Raw genomic sequence first — 3,482 nt, forward strand, 5'->3', positions numbered from 1 at the left:
TTTGTGTTGGGGTGCGCCGCGGGGGGGGGGGGGGGGGGGGGGGGGGGGCCCGGCCCCGGGCGCCCCCCCCCCACCGCGCGGTCATCGCCCTGGTGTACCTACGCGAAGCTCGCCGCAGGCTTTCGGGTCAGCGAAGGTACCGCCCAAGCCTATGTACAGAGCGTGATCAGAATCCTTGCCTCGAAAGCACCGTCTCTCACGCAAACCCATCGCCGAGTGCGACGGGGTCGGCGACCACGAGCGCAACTACTCGGGCAAGGACAGGCGGCGCGGCGTGAACATCCAGGCTGTCACCGACCTTGCGGGCGAGCTGATCTGGTACTCGCCGGCGCTGCCCGGCCGCACCGTCGACATCACCGCAGCCCGCACTCACCATATTGTCACCATCTGTGAACAACTCCGGATCCCCGTGCTCGCCGACAAGGCATACGCCGGGGCCGGCGGAACGTTTCAAGTGCCCTTCAAACGACCCCTCACACTCAGACAAGCCGCCGTCAACCGAAGCACACGCCCGGCTCCGCTTCCCCGTCGAGCGGGCCTTCGCCCGACTCAAAGCCTGGCGGATCTTCCGCAAAGCCCGGATCAGCCCCAACCGACTCACGTCAACCACCAAGGCCGTCCTCACCCTCGAGAGGCGACGCTGGAGATCCTTAGTGATGCACCGTCGACTCACCCGCGACTATTGAGACCAAACCCGAACACTCCGAAAGCATGATCCGCCTCGCCGCAATCTCAACCCTCGCCAAACGCGCAACCGGCGAAACCACCCTAACCTGGCGAGACGCATAAACCACAACCACCCACGAACTACACGACCTCTAACATCCACAGCCTGAGCAAGCCCCCTACAGGCTGGAACAGCCCCTCACCTTCCAGCGCTTCAAATACTTCGCTGTCCGCTGGGAAGCAACGCCTGACCTCCACGACTCTGCCGCAACGACCTGATTGAGTGCTAGCTACTCATGTTTTTTAAGAGAAAGAGGAAGACCCTCTTATCTGGGAACCCTTTTTGCAAAGTCAGTTACAACTCAAGAAATGAAAACTTACTCAGGCCATTACTCAATCTTGCTGCACATCAACTGAGCCTCAGGCGGTGTTTGAGAACTCGGATGATCTTGCTCTTGAGGCTTGACCGACTGGGAGTATCGGCCGGTCTGGAGAGGATCCCCAGCGGTGACAGTGAGCTCTTTCAGAGTGGCCACTGATCGGGTGACGTTTACGTCCGCAGGAGGGAATCTCAGCCGCAGGTCGGAAGCCGGTCAACCCCAGAAGAGCGTTCGCCCTGCGGGGTGAGTACTGAAAGAGCTCAGTGAGAGAAGTATTTCATTTCGAACAGGCCGAGCGAAGATTGAATTATGCCATCAATAAGCAATGCGCACGGCGCCCGGCCTCTAAGATTAAAGCAAAGCGCAATGGATCGATTGGAGAAGCTGTTGAGTAGATCTAAACGAGTGACTGTAGGGCTCGCCTCGGTTGCGGCAGCAGTCGCACTGGCAACGCTCCCGGGAGTCGCTCAAGCTGTCACGCAGAGCTACTCCACAAAAAGCTTTATAGGCCCAGCAGTGTACAGTCAAGTAACCAAACAATATGAGCCAAGGAAGATGGTCACGTCCCTCCCGTGCCCCGCCTCCAAGCCGTATCTGGCTTCACAGAAGATAGACATCCCCGCCCTGCCAAATTCCACCTCGGGGCTCAAGGGTGCTAAATTGGATGCCGCAACACCCACTCGCGGCGAGCGCCTTAATCTAGTATTCGAAAACTCAGACCAACGATATGGGTATGATATTTACCTGAGCTGGTCATGCGCTGACACCCCACTGCCGGGTCGACAAATTCCGGCCACCTTCACGCGGTACATAGACGACCGCGATGACACGAGTTTTCACTTCAATGCGATTTGCCCGTCGAGCCATCCGATATTTACTTCTTCTTATGTAAATGGAAGAGTAATAAACGGGGGCTCGGGTCTCCCCGACTGGGATGGCCAGCTGTTCCGCGGAAGCTTCGATGTTAAAGTCACTCCCTATTCTGACGGAGACGGAATTCAAATCGATGTAGATCGAAAATCGGGAGGGGATGTTATGCCGGCAGCAGAAATATTTGGCGTGATGACCTGCCAGGCGGAGTAGGGCGAAAGCTTGTCGGCTTTTCCTTGCACCGCACCCATCATATGAATGAGATGTTAATCTCATCGTTTGTCCAGTCGCCAGGGTTTGGTGCCCTTCTTGGCCCCGGAGTCCTATTGATCAGAAACTCATGGGGTTCTCGTCCAGGACGTAGCGAACGTGGGGGCCGCCGAAGTAGCCGCGGACGATGTGGGGCTGACGCTGTCGGCGGTGGAAGAACCTGCGGGTTTCGGCGGCGAGTTCGACCTGGTTCCTGGCCCGGTGGGTGTGGGGCAGGCTGCGTTTGAGGTCGGCGTTGACCAGCTCGTCCGGGTTCAGTTCGGGTGAGTACGAGGGCAGGAAGTGCAGCTCGATCTGGGCCTGGTGGTCGGCGAGCCAGGTCCGGACGGTCTTCGAGCGGTGGGCCGAGTGCCGGTCGACGATCAGGTGCACCTTGTGGTCGAAGTGCCCGACGATGCGGGCGAGGAAGCGGCACATGACCTTCGCGTCGAACGACTCGGTGAAGACCATGAAGTGCATCCGCCCGCGGGTGCTGATCGCGGACATCGCGTTCACGGAGAACCGGTTCCCGGTCCGGTGGACGACCGGAGTGGCGCCTCTGGCGCCCCAGGTACGGCCTGTGACCTGGTTCGAGCGGATCCCGACCTGGTCAGCGAAGAGGACTTCACCGTTCTCCGCCTTTGCTCGGGCCCGGATCGCCGGCCAGGTCTCCTCGCGCCAGAGGCGGACCGCTTCCGGGTCCTGCTCGACCGCCCGTTTGTCCGGACGCTGGAAGGTCAGCCCCCAGCGTTTGAGGTACTTGCCCACCCCGGGCTCGGTGAAGCGGACCCGGTACAGCTTGAAGATCAGCTCGCCTATCTGCCCCCGTGTCCACAGCTGACCCGAAAGCCCCAGGTCGGAGGGGATGTGATCGAGGACGGCCTGCCGGACGGCGGCCTGCTCGGCCTCCCCGAGCACCTGGTGCACCCCGACCGGCTTGCCGCGCGGGCGCATGACCAGCGCCTCCCGGCCGCCGGCCTGCCACTTCGCCCACCAGAAGTCGACCGCTTTCAGCGACACCCCGAACACCGCCGCCACGTCCTCACGGTGCCGCCCCGCCACCAACGCGGCCACCGCCCGCAGCCGCAGGGCCTCCTGCGCCGACGGCGACAGATGCCGCGCGTCCCCCACCAGATCGCTCACACCCCACCAACGACCCAGAACCCGAACCGTTTCGGATCAATATTTGAAGAGCGTTTCGTCCTGGCAGCGGTGTTTGGTAACTAGGCACTGTTTCTTGGATCTCCTGACAGGGGCGGGGTGTTGAGGTCAGGCTGGCTGTATGAGCCGTGGGGATCTGACGAACGCGGAGTGGGA

Annotated in this window: 1 protein-coding gene and 2 pseudogenes; 2 read left to right on the forward strand and 1 reads right to left on the reverse strand. The window is 61.1% G+C overall.

The window, feature by feature from the left end; genetic code table 11:
* Together ACFVZH_RS40065 and ACFVZH_RS40070 are read left to right on the forward strand one after the other, a co-directional pair.
* Positions 1 to 641 (forward strand): annotated as a pseudogene (locus ACFVZH_RS40065) (transposase family protein); the annotation flags it as partial.
* Positions 636 to 789, forward strand: a pseudogene (locus ACFVZH_RS40070) (IS5/IS1182 family transposase); the annotation flags it as partial. The pseudogenes ACFVZH_RS40065 and ACFVZH_RS40070, both read left to right, overlap by 6 nt.
* 1,457 nt (positions 790 to 2,246) lie before the next feature.
* On the opposite strand, the gene ACFVZH_RS40075 reads toward ACFVZH_RS40070, so the two are convergent.
* Positions 2,247 to 3,248: an IS630 family transposase gene (locus ACFVZH_RS40075; RefSeq protein WP_384905548.1), complete on the reverse strand. Its 1,002-nt coding sequence runs from the start codon at positions 3,246 to 3,248 to the stop codon at positions 2,247 to 2,249.
* Positions 3,249 to 3,482 lie beyond the last annotated feature (234 nt).

Source organism: Streptomyces sp. NPDC059534 (assembly GCF_042743475.1).
Classification (GTDB): domain Bacteria; phylum Actinomycetota; class Actinomycetes; order Streptomycetales; family Streptomycetaceae; genus Streptomyces.